Origin of the sequence: Streptomyces fragilis, assembly GCF_003112515.1 — a bacterium.
In the GTDB taxonomy this organism is placed as follows: Bacteria; Actinomycetota; Actinomycetes; order Streptomycetales; family Streptomycetaceae; genus Streptomyces; species Streptomyces fragilis.
In genome coordinates this window covers 480,962-494,225 of record NZ_BEVZ01000004.1, presented here as the reverse complement: position 1 = coordinate 494,225, position 13,264 = coordinate 480,962, and the positions used below count along the sequence as shown (strand labels likewise).

Genomic DNA, 13,264 nt, shown 5'->3' with positions numbered 1-13,264 from the left:
GTCCGGTCCTGCGGATTACGGGCTAGCCTGACCCAGCACCTTTCGGGAACGGGATGGGGGACGGGCGTAACGCATGGCCAGGGAATTCCAACGCGGCCACAAGGCCAAGATCAGTGATCTCACAGCGGGCACCGACCTCTACGTCGGCGTGCGGATCGAAGGGCCCGGGCTGGGCTTCGACATCAGCTGCTTCGGTCTGGACGCCGACGAGCGTCTCTCGGACGACCGCTACTTCGTCTTCTACAACCAGCCGAAGTCGCCCGAGGAAGCCATCCAGTTGCTCGGCGAACAGGCCGGCGACACCCAGTCCTTCCGGGTGACGCTGGACCGGATACCGCCGCAGATCCACAAGCTGTCGCTCACCGCGACCATCGACGGCGCCGGACAGATGTCGCAGGTCTCCTCCGGCTACGTCCGCATCGTCGCGGGCGGCGAGGAAGTGGCCCGTTACGCCTTCACCGGAGCGGAGTTCTCCACCGAGCGCGCCGTGATGCTGGCCGACCTCTACCTCAAGGACGTCTGGCGGTTCGCCGCCGTCGGCCAGGGCTTCGACGGCGGACTCGAAGCGCTGCTGAGGAACTTCGGCGGCGAGGTGGCCGACGAGGAGCCCGCCGCGCCCGCCGCGCCGCAGGCCGCCCCGGGCTTCGCCGCCCCGGGCTTCGCCCCACCGGCGGCACCGGCCGCCCCGGCGTTCGGCGCGCCGGCACCCGTGCCCGCCCAGCCCGCCCCACCCGCCCCGGCCCCCGCGTTCGGCGCCCCGCCCGCGCAGCCGCAGACCCCCGTGCCCGCCGCGGCGCAGCCGTCCGGCTACGGCTTCCCGCCGCCCGGGCAGCCAGGACAGACGCCGCCCGGCTACGGCGGGCCCGGTCAGACGCCGCCCGGCTACGGCCAGCCGCCCGGCGCGCCCGCCGCACCGCCGATGCACGCCGCGCCGACCATGGCCGCCCCGACGGCGCCTCCCGGCTACGGGCAGCCCCCGACCGCCCCCGGCATGCCGCCGGGCCCGGGCGTCCCCGGCATGCCGCCCGCCCCGGGAGCACCGGGTGTTCCCGGCATGCCCGGACCCGGGGCTCCCGGCATGCCCGGTGCCCCCGGTGCCGCCCCCGGCATCCCTGGCCAGCAGGCCTACCCCGGCACGCCCAACGCCCCGCAGACCCCGGGCGTCCACGGCGCGCTGAGCCTGTACAAGGAGAAGCCCACCGGCCAGCGCTGGACCCAGCAGAACGAGAAGCTGGTCCGCGTCGACCTGAGCGTCGGCGGCCAGCCCGTCCTCGCCCGTCAGGGCAGCATGGTGCTGTACCAGGGCAAGGTCGAGTTCGGCTACAAGGGCGCCGGCTTCAGCGGCCGGATCGTCGGCAACGCCACCGGCCAGGAGATGCAGCTGATGCGCTGCACCGGCTACGGCCAGGTCTTCCTCGCCGAGGAGGCGGCCCACCTGCACACGGTGGAGCTCCAGGGCGACGCGCTGTGCGTCTCCGCCGAGAACGTCCTCGCCTTCGACGAGTCCCTGCAGTACGAGGTGCGCCGCGTCGAGGGGCACGGCATCCCCGGCGGCGCCCTGTTCACCATGCAGTTCCAGGGCACCGGCACGCTGGTCCTCAAGACCCACGGCGTCCCCGTGGTGCTGCCGGTCACCCCGACCACCTTCGCCGACGCCAACGCGGTGGTCGCCTGGTCGGCCGCGGCCCAGGTGATCGTCTCCAGCCAGGTGCGGATGCGGCGCAACGCCTACCCGGGCGACACCGGGGAGAGCGTCAACCTGCAGTTCCGGGGCGCGCCCGGGAACTTCATCGTCGTCCAGCCGTACGAGGTCTGAGGGAGCCCGACATGAACCAGCAGCTCGCGGGCCACGCCCCCGCACCCGTCGTCGCCCGCATGGAGAACCACGGGACCCACATGGCGAAGATCGCCATGCAGACCGGGCACGACCTCCTCGCCAGGGTCGGCTCCATGGTCGCCTACGAGGGCTTCGTGCAGTACGAGCCCAACCCGCCGGCCGTCCGGCAGATCGCCAAGGACTGGGTCACCGGCGAGGGCGCCGCGCTGATGCGCTGCCACGGCGACGGGATCCTGTACCTGGCGGACTACGGCGCCGACGTCATCGTGATCAACCTCAACGGCGAGGCGCTCTCGGTCAACGCGACCAACCTGCTCGCCTTCGACGCCCACCTGAAGTGGGGCGTCGAGCGGGTCAAGGGCATGGCCAAGTTCGCCGGCCAGGGCCTGTGGAACACCAGGATCGAAGGCCAGGGCTGGGTCGCCATCACCTCCCGCGGAGCTCCGATAGTGGTCGACTGCGGCGGCGGCGAGGACGAGACCTACGTCGACCCGGACTCGCTGATCGCCTGGTCCCCGAACCTCAAGGTGAAGGGCAAGCGCAGCTTCAAGGCGTCCTCGCTGATCGGCCGCGGCAGCGGGGAGGCCTTCCAGATGGCGTTCTCCGGCACGGGCATCGTCGTCGTCCAGCCGAGCGAGGACAGCACCGACCGTCTCCGGATCCGGGGCTGAGGGGGAGAACGACCGATCATGCAGAGCCCGATTTTCGCCTACAACGAGCAGCAGACCCAGGAGCACTGGAGCCTGCAGAACAGCCAGATGCTGCGCGTCCTGGTCGACGGCAACCGCGACGTCCTGGCCCGCAAGGGATCGATGGTCGCCTACCAGGGCCTCGTCGAGTTCGACGCCGAGTACCAGACGGGCAACCAGCGCAACGCCCGCCGCCGCACCGGCGAGGGCCTGGACCTGATGCGCTGCCACGGGCAGGGCACGGTGTACCTGGCCAACATGGCCCAGTACGTCCACCTGGTGGACGTCGACCAGGACGGCCTCACCGTCGACAGCTCCTACGTGCTGGCGATGGACTCCGCGCTGCACCACGAGGTCATCGCGGTCGACAGCCTGTACGGCATCTCGGGGTCCGGGAAGTACCAGCTCAACATCTCCGGCCGGGGCAAGGTCGCGCTCATGACCTCCGGCGCGCCGCTGATGCTCCAGGTCACCCCGGACCGGTACGTGAACGTGGACGCCGACGCCGTGATCGCCTGGTCGACCTCGCTGCGGGTCCAGATGCAGGCGCAGACCCACTCCTCGGGGGTCTGGCGGCGCCGCGGCAACACCGGCGAGGGCTGGGAGCTCAGCTTCATGGGCACCGGCTTCGCGCTGGTGCAGCCCAGTGAGCTGCTCCCGCCGCAGAACGCCCAGATCGGCTCGGGCGTCGCCGCCCAGTTCGGCATGGGCCAGCAGGGCGCGCGGGCGCAGAACCAGAACAACGCCTGGAACTGACGGCACGGGAAGGGGCGGCCACCGGCACGGTGGCCGCCCCTTCCCGTACGGGCTCACGCGCTCACAGCAGCGCCCGGGTCGCCTCCACCAGGCGGACCACCGAGGTGTCCGCGACGTCCGGCACCTCGGCGTACGGGAACCAGCGCAGGTCCAGCGACTCCTCGCTGATGGCCTCCACCGCCCCGCCCGGCGCGAGCGCCGCGTACTGCACGTCCAGGTGCCAGGCGCACGGGGTGTGGTGGCGGTCCAGCCGCACCGGGGTGTCGCCCAGCAGGCGCAGCCCGGGGATGCCGGACTCCTCCGTCGCCTCGCGCAGCGCCGCTCCGGCCAGGGTGGTGTCGCCGGGCTCGCAGTGGCCGCCCATCTGCAGCCACATCCGCAGCTTGCGGTGGAAGGTCAGCAGCACCCGGCCGCCCTCCGGGTCGATCACCAGCGCGCTCGCCGTGATGTGCCCGTCGGAGCACTCGCGCCACAGGCCGTCGGCGTGCTCGCCCAGGTGCTTCAGGTAGACCTGGCGGAGCTCCTCCTGGGAGTCCGTCGCGGTCCGCAGGCCGTCCAGCACCTGGACGGCGTCGTCGTGCAGGGTCACTCGGAACCTTCGCCCTTCGGGTCGTCGCCGGCCTGGCCCTTCGGGCCGGCCTCGGGGCCGCCCTCCGGCGGGCCGCCGCCGGTCTCCTTACCCGGACCGGAGCCCTGGGCACCGCCGCCCGCGGCCTCACCGAGCATCTTGTCCCACTCGGAAAAGTCCATCTGCTCGCGGTGGACGAAGCCGTCCGGGTCGTCGAGGTCGGTGGCGTTGGGCAGCATGTCCGGGTGTGCCCACAGGGCGTCCCGGCCGTCCACGCCGCGCGCGTCGGTGAGCGACGCCCACAGGCGCGAGGCGTCCCGCAGCCGGCGCGGACGCAGCTCCAGGCCGATCAGCGTGGCGAAGGTCTGCTCCGCGGGACCGCCCGAGGCGCGGCGGCGGCGCAGCGTCTCGCGCAGCGCGCCCGCCGACGTCAGGCGCGGCGTGGCGGCGGCGTGCACCACCGCGTCGACCCAGCCCTCGACCAGCGCCAGCGCCGTCTCCAGACGGGCCAGGGCGGCCTTCTGCTCCGGGGTGTCCTCGGGCTGGAACATGCCCTGCTGCAGGGCCTCCTGCAACTGCTCCGGGTTCTGCGGGTCGAACTGGCCGACCACGTCCTCCAACTTGGAGGTGTCCACCTTGATGCCCCGGGCGTAGCCCTCGACCGCGCCGAACAGGTGCGACCGCAGCCACGGCACATGGGCGAAGAGCCGCTGGTGGGCGGCCTCGCGCAGGGCCAGGTACAGGCGGACCTCCTCCAGCGGGACGCCGAGGTCCTTGCCGAAGGTCTCGATGTTCCGCGGCAGCAGCGCGGCCTTGCCGGCCGGACCGAGCGGGAGACCGATGTCGGTCGATCCGACCACCTCGCCGGCGAGCACGCCCACGGCCTGGCCGATCTGCGCGCCGAACATGGCGCCACCCATCGAACGCATCATCCCGAGCAGCGGGCCCGCCATGGCCTGCATCTCCTCGGGCAGCACCTGGCCCATGGCCGTGCCGACGCGCTCGGCGACCGGGTCGACGAGCTCCTTCCACGCGGGCAGGGTCGCCTCGACCCACTCCGCACGGCTCCAGGCCAGCGTCGTCGCCGCACCGGACGGCAGGGACGTCACGCCGTCCAGCCACAGGTCGGCGAGGCGCACGGCCTCCTCGACCGCCGAGCGCTCGGCGGGGCCGACGCTGGCGTCCTTGGTGCCGTCCGGCGCGCCCTGGGAGACCGCCTGGCGGGCGATCTGCTTGGCCATGTCCCAGTTCACCGGACCGCCCTCGTAGGAGAGCATCTGGCCGAGCTGCTGGAAGGCGGCGCCCAGGTCGGCGGGGTTCATGCCGCCGCCGGGCGGCATGGAACCGAAGGAGCCGAAGAGCGACGCGAACGGATTGTCCGCGCCACCGCCAAAGCCCCCGGCTCCCGGCACGCCGAAACCGAACGGGTTGGCCGGTTCCTGCCCACCGCCGCTCTGCTGGTCCTTCTTCTTGCCCTCGTCGCCGTCGTCCGGCTCCTCCGGCGGAAGGCCGAATCCGAATGGATTGTCACTCACGGGGTTCCTCGGCTGGTTGGGCCACCGGTCTTCCTCCGGCGGCGCGGCTGCCCGACATCACCACCCAGCGTAGACACCCCGGCCCGATAGAGCCTTGATGCTCCGCCGACCATCGGCCTGCGGCAGGATGGATGGCACCTGGTTCGTACACGCGGCACGCGCGTTCCTCTTCAAGACAACCGCTGGAGACACCTGGTGAGTTCCCCAGATCCGCAGGTTCGCGCAGCGCGAAACGCCCCGGCCGACGCGTCGTCGGCCCGACCCCCCGCCGGGCGGGGGCCCGTCGTGGCCGTCACCGGCGCGGCGTCCGGCGTCGGCGCGCTGCTGACCGAGCGGCTCGCCGCCTCGCCGGAGATCCGGCAGGTGGTGGCCCTGGACGAGCGGCGCGGCGACTGCGCCGCCGCCCGGTGGCACGTCCTCGACATCCGCGACCCGGCCCTCGCCGAGCGGCTGCGCGGCGTGGACGTGGTCGTCCACCTGGCGGTCGACCTCGACCTGGAGACCGACCCGGCGGCCCGCACCGCCTACAACGTGCGCGGCACCCAGACGGTGCTCACGGCGTCCGCCGCGGCCGGGGTGCGGCGCGTGGTGCTCTGCACCTCCGCCATGGTCTACGGCGCGCTGCCGGACAACGAGCTGCCGCTCGCCGAGGACGCCGAGCTGCGGGCCACCGCGGAGGCGACGGCTGTCGGCGACCTGCTGGAGATCGAGCGGCTGGGGCGGCGGGCCCCGCGCGCCCACCCGGGGCTCAACGTCACCGTCCTGCGCCCCGCCGTCCTGGTGGGCGGCGGCACGGACACCGCTCTGACCAGGTACTTCGAGTCGCCGCGGCTGCTCGTGGTGGCCGGGTCGCGGCCGGCCTGGCAGTTCTGCCACGTCGACGACCTGTGCTCCGCGCTGGAGTACGCGGTGCTGGAGAAGGTCGAGGGGGAGGTGGCCGTCGGCTGCGACGGCTGGCTGGAGCAGGAGGAGGTCGAGGACCTCAGCGGGATCCGCCGGATGGAGCTGCCGTCCGCGGTGGCGCTGGGCGCGGCGGCACGCCTGCACCGCATCGGGCTGACGCCCTCCCCGGCGGGAGACCTCGCCTACACGATGTACCCGTGGGTGGTCAGCGGCAGCCGGCTGCACGACGCGGGGTGGCGGGCGCGGTGGAGCAACGAGGAGGTGCTCGCCGAGCTGCTCGCCGAGGTCGCCGGACGGCACACGGTCGCCGGACGGCGGCTGGGCCGCAAGGACGCCACCGCGGCGGGTGCGGCGGGGGCGACGGTGGCCCTCCTCGGCACCGCGGCCGTCATCCGCCGAGCCCGCCGCGCCCGCCGCCGCTGACCCCCTCCGGCCCGCCGCCGCTGACCCCCTCCGGCCCGCACGGGCCCGCCACCACTGCCCCCGGCCCGCGGGTCTGCCGCCGCTGGCCCCGGCCCGCACCGGTCTGCCACCGGTGAGCCGCCCGGCGGGCCCGGGCCCGGTGGCACGGCCCCGTACGGCCGCGAGGCCTGTCTGCGCCGGCCCATCCGGCCGCCCCGGCCTGGCGACGACTGACTTGCCCGGCCATCCCGGCCTGGCGACGACTGACTTGCCCGGCCACCCTGGCCTGGCGACGACTGACCTGCCCAGGCCCCCGGGCCCACCGGCGGCTGGCTCGCGGGGCCTCGGCGCCGAGCCGCCCGGCGGGCCCGGGCCCGGTGGCACGGCCCCGTACGGCCGCGAGGCCTGTCTGCGCCGGCCCATCCGGCCGCCCCGGCCTGGCGACGACTGACTGCCCGGCCACCCTGGCCTGGCGATGACTGACCTGCCCAGGCCCCCGGGCCCACCGGCGGCTGACTCGCGGGGCCTCGGCGCCGAGCCGCCCGGCGGGCCCTGGCCCGGTGGCGCTCGCGCGTCGACTCACCGGGCAGCCCGGGTGGGGAGCATCCGGCCGCGGCTGTGCCGCCGGCGGCGTGGAAATCGCTGACCAGGGCGGACGGGCGGGTCGGGCCTTCCCGGTGGCGGGGCCCGTGGGGCACGATGGCGGGCATGGCTGACTCCACTTCCACCGACGTCCACCCGGGTGAGCGCGCGGCGCAGAACCCCCTGAAGCTGATCGCGATCCGCGACACGCCGTTGTCGCTGGACGAGGTCTTCCGGGCCGTCGGGGACGACGCGGCCGGCGGGACCGCGCTGTTCGTCGGCACGGTGCGCAACCACGACGGCGGAGCGGACGTGGACGCGCTGGGGTACTCCGCCCACCCCTCCGCCGAGACGGAGCTACGGCGGGTGGCCGAGAAGGTCGCCGCCGACTTCCCCGTCAAGGCGCTGGCGGCCGTCCACCGTGTGGGTGACCTTGAGGTCGGTGATCTGGCGGTCGTGGTGGCCGTGTCGTGCCCGCACCGCGCGGAGGCCTTCGAGGCGTGCCGGCGGCTGATCGACGACCTCAAGCACGAGGTGCCGATCTGGAAGCACCAGCGCTTCAGCGACGGCACGGAGGAGTGGGTCGGCGCCTGCTGAGACAGCCGCACGCCCTGCGCGAGCTCCGCAGGCCCCGCGCGAGCTCCGTGCGCCCCTCCGGCGCGCCCTCCCGCCCCACCCGTACCCGGCGCCGCACCCGTCTCCCACGCCCGCCCGGCACCGCCTCCGGTTGCGTATCCGGGGGGTCGATATGAGCGTTGTCACAGTGAATGGTTAATCTGCTGATCATTCAGTTGCAGTCGCTCATTCGGGTTGGGAGGTCGGCATGGCGGCTCTCGCCTGGTTGCTGATTCCGCTTGTGGCTGCGATCGGCGCGAGTCTGTGGGGCACCTGGGCCCTGCGGACCCGCAGGACCCGGGGGGACGGTCCCGAGCTCGTGGGGTACGCCCGTTTCCGTGAGGCCATGGAACGGTCGACGACGACCACCACCTCGGTCTCCGGTTCCTGACACGCGCCCCTTCCGGCACAAGCGGCACAAGGCCGGGGCACCGCCGGGGCAGCCCGTACGGACGGCCCCGACGGTGCTCCGGCCGGGCGGTCCCGTACTGTCGTTCCATGCCACGCCGCACTGCGACGATGCTCGCCTCGACCCTGATGCTGATCGTGCTCCTGTGCGCGGGACTGGCCGTCCCGACCGAGTACTCGGAGATGACGCCCGGCCCGACGGTGAACACCCTCGGCAAGCATGACGGCGAGCCCGTGCTGCAGATCTCCGGCCACCGCACCTATCCCGCGGACGGTCACCTCAACATGACCACCGTGCGGGTCACCAGCCCGGACTACCGGCTGAACCTGGTGTCGGCGATGTACGGCTGGCTGGCCCACGACAACAGGGTGGTGCCGCACGACACGCTCTTCCCGGAGGGGCAGACCGAGGAGGAGTCGAGCCAGGAGAACGCCGAGGAGTTCAGCCAGTCCCAGGAGAGCGCCAAGGTCGCCGCCCTGCGCGAGCTGGACATCCCGGTCGAGTCGTGGGTGGTGGTCTCCACGGTGGTCAAGGACACCCCGGCCGAGGGCGTGCTGCACGCGGGGGACGTCGTCAAGGCCGTCGACGGCACGCCGGTGAAGGAGCCCGGGGACGTGTCCAAGCTGGTGACGCGTCACAAGCCGGGCGAGAAGGTGGTCTTCACCATCGTGCCCGCCAAGGAGCAGGCGGCGGCCGAGCGGGAGGGCCGCAGGCCGAAGCGGACCGAGGACGTCACCATCACCACGGCGAAGTCCCGTGACGCAGCCCAGCCGCGCGCCATCGTGGGCATCGCGGCCGGGACCGACCACACGTTCCCGTTCTCCATCGACATCAAGCTCGCCGACGTCGGCGGCCCCAGCGCCGGCCTGATGTTCGCCCTCGGCATCTACGACAAGCTGACGCCGGGCAGCCTCACCGGCGGGGCGTTCGTGGCCGGCACGGGCACCATCGACGACGAGGGCGAGGTCGGCCCCATCGGCGGCATCAGCATGAAGACGCTGGGCGCGCGGGCCAAGGGCGCGAAGTACTTCCTGACGCCGGAGAAGAACTGCGCGACGGCCGCCGAGGACATCCCCGACGGCCTCACCCTGGTCAAGGTCGGCGACCTGGACGACGCCCTGGGCGCCCTGGACGACATCCGCGAGGGCCGCACCGACGAGCTCCCGCGGTGCGAACGTCACTGACCTGACCCCGCCGGACCTGACCTGACCCCGCCGGACCTGACCTGACCCCGCCGGAGCTGACCTGACCTCGCCGGACCTGACCCGGCCGGACCTGACCCGGCCGGACCTGTCGGCCCGGCCCCCGGGTCAGTCCTCGAAGGTCGCGGCGAGCGCCTCGGCCAGGCCGGGAACCAGGCCCGCACCGGTGAGCACCTCGGTGGCGGAGTCCTTCTCCCGCAGCCGCAGCGCCGAATCACGGGAGCCGTCGCGCAGCACGGCGACCGTCATCCGCACCTCCTGACGCTGCGGGTGCTCGGCCACCCAGCGGGCCAGCCCGGCGTCGTCGAGGCCGATGGGGACCTCGGCCTCCGCGGTCGGCGGCAGCATCAGGCGCTCCACGGTCAGCGCGCAGCCGGCCACGGCGTCCGGCCAGGCGATGGTGGCGAGGAACTCGTCCAGCGGCTGCGAGGCCGGGATCTCGTCCTGCTCGACGGGGGTGAGAGCGGCCGTCTCCGCCTCCTCCGGCAGACCGAGCTGGTCCGCGAGAGCGGGCTCCTGGGCGCGCAGCGAGGCGGAGTCGACGAGGGCGAAGAGGCGGGCGGGCTGGTCCCAGCCGAGGGTGGAGGCGTACTCGTCGATCTCGAGCACGGCCCGGGTGAGCGGGTTCGCCGCCATGGGAGTGTTGGACATGGTCACAATCCTGCCTGGTATCCACCCGTGATCGGGAACTGGGTAAAGCCTCGGTAAGTTGCATACGTGGGGATCCATGATGAACGGGTCCCCCCGTCGGGCCCGCGCGGGACCCGACGGATACACACTGACTTGAGGTGCGCACCTTGGCTTTCCAGATGCCGGACCGCGGCGGAGGCCCGACAGGACCGCGGATCAGAGTGGGCCGCCCGTCCCGGCGGTCCCGGACCCTGCTCATGACGCTGGGCGTCCTTGCCGTCCTCGGCATGGCGTTCACCATGTTCTCCGGGTTCTGGACCGACTGGCTCTGGTACCGCTCGGTGGACTACTCGTCGGTCTTCACGACCACGCTCTCCACGAAGATCGGGCTCTTCTTCGTCTTCGGCCTGCTGATGGCCGCCGCCGTGGGCCTCAACATCTGGCTGGCGCACCGGTTGCGTCCGCCGCTGAGCGCCATGTCGGTCGAGCAGCAGAACCTCGACCGGTACCGGATGGGCATCGCCCCGTACAAGAAGTGGGTGCTGATCGCCATCACGGCCCTGGTGGGCCTGGTCGCGGGCGCCTCGGCCGGCAGCCAGTGGCGCACCTGGCTCACCTGGGTCAACGGCGTCGACTTCGGCAAGAAGGACCCCCAGTTCCAGCTGGACGTCTCCTTCTACGCCTTCGACCTGCCCTGGTACCGCTTCCTGCTGGGCTTCGGCTTCGCAGCCGTGATCCTCTCGCTGATCGCCGCCGCCGTCACCCACTACCTGTACGGCGGTCTGCGGCTGAGCTCGCCGGGGGCGAAGGCCACCGGCGCGGCCACCGGGCACCTGTCGGTGCTGCTCGGACTGTTCGTGGCCCTGAAGGCCGTCGCCTACTGGCTCGACCGGTACGGCCTCGCTGTGAAGTCCAGCGACTTCAAGGCGACGGACAACTGGACGGGTCTGCGGTACGTCGACGCCAACGCCTACCTGCCGGCCAAGACCATCCTCTTCTGCATCGCCGTCATCTGCGCCGTGCTCTTCTTCGCCACCCTGTGGCGGCGGACCTGGCAGCTGCCGGTCATCGGCTTCGGCCTGATGGTCCTGTCGGCGCTGCTGATCGGCGGCCTCTACCCGGCCATCGTGCAGAAGTTCCAGGTTCAGCCGAACGAGCAGGCCAAGGAGGCGCCGTACGTCGCGAAGAACATCGACGCGACGCGCTACGCCTACGACATCGGCGACACGGAGGTCAGCCCGTTCTCCGGCCGCGGCGCCGCCCCGGACAAGAAGCCGGAGCTGCGGGGCCAGGCCGACCAGGCCGCCAGCATCCGTCTGCTCGACCCGAACATCGTCTCGCCGACCTTCCAGCAGCGGCAGCAGATCCGCAGCTACTACGGCTTCCCGGAGAACCTGGACGTCGACCGCTACACGGTCGAGGGCCAGACCCAGGACACCGTGATCGGCCTGCGTGAGCTCGACCTGAACGGCGTGCCGAAGCGGAACTGGATCAACGACCACTTCCGCTACACCCACGGCTACGGCGTGGTGGCCGCCAAGGGCACCGAGGCCGACAGCGAGGGCCTGCCGGTCTTCACGGAGTACGACCTGCCCTCGCAGGGCCAGCTGGGCAAGTACCAGCAGGCCGTGTACTACGGCGAGAAGACGACGCAGTACTCGATCGTCGGCGGTCCGCAGGAGGAGATCGACTACTCCAAGGACGGGCAGGAGGTCGGCACCCGCTACAAGGGGAACAGCGGCGTCAGCCTGTCGAACCCGCTGAACCGGGCCGCGTACGCGGTGGCGTTCAGCGAGCCGCAGATCCTCTACTCGGGCGCCATCGGCGAGGGCTCGAAGATCCTCTACAACCGCACGCCCAAGGAGCGGGTCGAGGCGGTCGCCCCGTGGCTGACCATCGACGGCGACCCGTACCCGGCGGTCATCGGCGGGAAGATCCAGTGGATCGTGGACGCCTACACCACGTCCAACGGCTACCCGTACGCCTCGCGCACCACGCTGGGCGACACCACCTCCGACTCGCTGACCACCGACCAGCGTGCGGTGATCGCCCAGCAGGACCGGGTCAACTACATCCGGAACTCGGTGAAGGCGACGGTCGACGCCTACACGGGCGAGGTCAAGCTGTACGAGTGGGACACGAAGGACCCGGTCCTCAAGACCTGGATGAAGGCCTTCCCGGACACGGTGGAGCCGCGTTCGGCCATCTCCGACCAGCTGATGGCGCACCTGCGCTACCCGCAGGACCTCTTCAAGGTGCAGCGTGAGCTGCTGACCCGCTACCACGTCGAGGACGCCGAGACGTTCCTCAGCGGCAGCGAGGTGTGGCAGGTGCCGGACGACCCGACCAACAAGGTCGGCGAGGCGGTGCCGCCGTACTACCTCTCCATGAAGATGCCCGACCAGCCGGAGCAGGCATTCTCGCTGACCACGACGTTCACGCCCAACGGCCGCGACAACCTGAGCGCCTTCATGGCGGTCAACGCCGAGGCGGGAGCGGACGACTACGGCAAGATCCGCATCCTCAAGCTGCCGACCAGCACCACGGTCCAGGGTCCCAAACAGGTCCAGTCGGCGTTCAACTCCGAACAGGACATCGCCGAGACCATCCGGCTGCTGAGCGGCGGTGACTCGCAGGTCGAGTACGGCAACCTGCTCACGGTGCCGCTCGACGAGGGCCTGCTGTACGTCGAGCCGGTCTACGTCCGCGGCGGCGGCCTCAAGTACCCGCTGCTGCGCAAGGTGCTGGTGAGCTACAACGGCCAGACCGCCTTCGAGGACACCCTGGCCCAGGCTCTGGACAAGGTCTTCGGCGCCGGAGGCGAGGCGCAGCCGCCCGAGGAGGAGACTCCGCCCGGCGAGGAGACCCCGCCGGAGAAGGGCGACGCCACGCTCGACCAGGCTCTGAAGGACGTGCAGAAGGCCTTCGACGCGGGCCAGGAGGCCTTCAAGAAGGGCGACTGGGAGGCCTACGGCCGGGCACAGGAAGATCTTGAGGAGGCGTTGAAGCGCGCCGAGGAGGCCCGGGCCCCCTCGGCCGGCGACTGACCGGGCAGGTCGGAAGCTGATCTCAGCGCCAATACCGGATCTTCGAATGCGGTGCAAGGCCCGGGTCCCTCGTTCGGGGGAACCGGGCC

The 13,264-nt window shown here is 72.2% G+C and carries 11 protein-coding genes; 8 read left to right on the top strand and 3 right to left on the bottom strand.

Annotated features, from left to right (window positions below):
- The first annotated feature begins 73 nt into the window (after positions 1-73).
- Genes Sfr03f_RS15480 through Sfr03f_RS15470 form a run of 3 tightly spaced genes read left to right on the top strand, consistent with a single transcriptional unit; the run spans position 74 to position 3,282 of the window.
- Positions 74-1,816, top strand: coding sequence for a TerD family protein (locus Sfr03f_RS15480; RefSeq protein WP_108954479.1), 1,743 nt, complete (start codon positions 74-76; stop codon positions 1,814-1,816).
- A gap of 11 nt (positions 1,817-1,827) precedes the next feature.
- Positions 1,828-2,508, top strand: coding sequence for an AIM24 family protein (locus tag Sfr03f_RS15475; RefSeq protein WP_108954478.1), 681 nt, complete (start codon positions 1,828-1,830; stop codon positions 2,506-2,508).
- A gap of 18 nt (positions 2,509-2,526) precedes the next feature.
- Positions 2,527-3,282 carry an AIM24 family protein gene (locus Sfr03f_RS15470; RefSeq protein WP_108954477.1) on the top strand — a complete coding sequence of 252 codons (756 nt, stop codon included), beginning with the start codon at positions 2,527-2,529 and terminating at the stop codon, positions 3,280-3,282.
- A 61-nt stretch (positions 3,283-3,343) separates the two neighbouring features.
- On the opposite strand, the gene Sfr03f_RS15465 is transcribed toward Sfr03f_RS15470, so the two are convergent.
- The gene (locus Sfr03f_RS15465) at positions 3,344-3,871 is read right to left on the bottom strand and encodes an NUDIX hydrolase (protein WP_108954476.1); all 528 of its coding nucleotides are present in this window, start codon (positions 3,869-3,871) and stop codon (positions 3,344-3,346) included.
- Positions 3,868-5,385 carry a zinc-dependent metalloprotease gene (locus tag Sfr03f_RS15460; protein WP_108954475.1) on the bottom strand — a complete coding sequence of 506 codons (1,518 nt, stop codon included), beginning with the start codon at positions 5,383-5,385 and terminating at the stop codon, positions 3,868-3,870. The genes Sfr03f_RS15465 and Sfr03f_RS15460 overlap by 4 nt, the downstream gene beginning before the upstream one ends.
- Before the next feature lie 195 nt (positions 5,386-5,580).
- Between Sfr03f_RS15460 and Sfr03f_RS15455 the strand changes: the two genes are divergently transcribed.
- The 4 genes from Sfr03f_RS15455 to Sfr03f_RS15435 all read left to right on the top strand — a co-directional run bounded on the left by Sfr03f_RS15455 (position 5,581) and on the right by Sfr03f_RS15435 (position 9,480).
- Positions 5,581-6,711, top strand: coding sequence for an SDR family oxidoreductase (locus tag Sfr03f_RS15455; RefSeq protein WP_108954474.1), 1,131 nt, complete (start codon positions 5,581-5,583; stop codon positions 6,709-6,711).
- A 687-nt stretch (positions 6,712-7,398) separates the two neighbouring features.
- Positions 7,399-7,869, top strand: coding sequence for a molybdenum cofactor biosynthesis protein MoaE (locus Sfr03f_RS15450; protein WP_108954473.1), 471 nt, complete (start codon positions 7,399-7,401; stop codon positions 7,867-7,869).
- A gap of 226 nt (positions 7,870-8,095) precedes the next feature.
- The gene (locus tag Sfr03f_RS15440) at positions 8,096-8,278 is read left to right on the top strand and encodes a hypothetical protein (RefSeq protein WP_108954472.1); all 183 of its coding nucleotides are present in this window, start codon (positions 8,096-8,098) and stop codon (positions 8,276-8,278) included.
- 107 nt (positions 8,279-8,385) lie between these two features.
- Complete coding sequence (locus tag Sfr03f_RS15435) at positions 8,386-9,480, top strand: YlbL family protein (RefSeq protein ID WP_108954471.1); 1,095 nt, start codon at positions 8,386-8,388, stop codon at positions 9,478-9,480.
- A 126-nt stretch (positions 9,481-9,606) separates the two neighbouring features.
- Here Sfr03f_RS15435 and Sfr03f_RS15425 read toward each other — a convergent pair whose 3' ends face one another.
- Positions 9,607-10,149 (bottom strand): PPA1309 family protein, encoded by a 543-nt coding sequence (locus Sfr03f_RS15425; protein ID WP_108954469.1) that lies wholly within the window; start codon positions 10,147-10,149, stop codon positions 9,607-9,609.
- A gap of 137 nt (positions 10,150-10,286) precedes the next feature.
- Between Sfr03f_RS15425 and Sfr03f_RS15420 the strand changes: the two genes are divergently transcribed.
- On the top strand, positions 10,287-13,175 hold the full coding sequence (locus Sfr03f_RS15420; RefSeq protein ID WP_108954468.1) for a UPF0182 family membrane protein: 2,889 nt from the start codon (positions 10,287-10,289) through the stop codon (positions 13,173-13,175).
- Positions 13,176-13,264 lie beyond the last annotated feature (89 nt).

Bases quoted from the DNA above. Each gene is read 5' to 3' on its own strand.
- Sfr03f_RS15480 (WP_108954479.1), top strand. From the start codon at position 74: ATGGCCAGGGAATTCCAACGCGGCCACAAGGCCAAGATCAGTGATCTC.
- Sfr03f_RS15475 (WP_108954478.1), top strand. From the start codon at position 1,828: ATGAACCAGCAGCTCGCGGGCCACGCCCCCGCACCCGTCGTCGCCCGC.
- Sfr03f_RS15470 (WP_108954477.1), top strand. From the start codon at position 2,527: ATGCAGAGCCCGATTTTCGCCTACAACGAGCAGCAGACCCAGGAGCAC.
- Sfr03f_RS15450 (WP_108954473.1), top strand. From the start codon at position 7,399: ATGGCTGACTCCACTTCCACCGACGTCCACCCGGGTGAGCGCGCGGCG.
- Sfr03f_RS15440 (WP_108954472.1), top strand. From the start codon at position 8,096: ATGGCGGCTCTCGCCTGGTTGCTGATTCCGCTTGTGGCTGCGATCGGC.
- Sfr03f_RS15435 (WP_108954471.1), top strand. From the start codon at position 8,386: ATGCCACGCCGCACTGCGACGATGCTCGCCTCGACCCTGATGCTGATC.
- Sfr03f_RS15425 (WP_108954469.1), bottom strand. From the start codon at position 10,149: ATGTCCAACACTCCCATGGCGGCGAACCCGCTCACCCGGGCCGTGCTC.